Source organism: Neisseria sp. P0021.S005 (assembly GCF_051956955.1).
In genome coordinates this window covers 1-535 of sequence record NZ_JBQCWY010000896.1, presented here as the reverse complement: position 1 = coordinate 535, position 535 = coordinate 1, and the positions used below count along the sequence as shown (strand labels likewise).

Genomic DNA, 535 nt, shown 5'->3' with positions numbered 1-535 from the left:
TTCTTACCATCTTTAATGATAGTAGTAGTGGTATTACCTTCACCATCAGTGATGGTTACAGTGTGAGTACCGTCGCCGTTGTCTTTAACGTCGGCTTTAGCATTCTTACCATCTACACCGTCTTTACCGTCTTTAACGATGGTAGTAGTGACTGAACCGGTATCAAGATCAGTAACAGTGATTGTATGGGTACCATCACCATTATCTACAACTTCACCTGTGATGCTGCCACCTTTTTCACCAGTGTCACCTTTTTCACCTTTAGCGCCTGCGGCACCAGTGTCACCTTTTTCACCAGTAGCGCCAGTAGCACCGTCTTTAAGGATGGTAGTAGTGGTATTACCGTTACCGTCTTTGATGGTTACAGTGTGAGTACCGTTGCCGTTGTCTTTAACGTCGGCTTCAGCATTCTTACCATCTTTAATGATAGTAGTAGTGGTATTACCTTCACCATCAGTGATGGTTACAGTGTGAGTACCGTCGCCGTTGTCTTTAACGTCGGCTTTAGCATTCTTACCATCTACACCGTCTTTAC

General features: G+C 44.5%; 1 protein-coding gene. It reads right to left on the bottom strand.

The window, feature by feature from the left end:
• On the bottom strand, positions 1 to 535 hold a 535-nt coding region (locus ACTHUE_RS20035), incomplete at both ends, for a collagen-flanked surface repeat-containing protein (protein WP_440403739.1).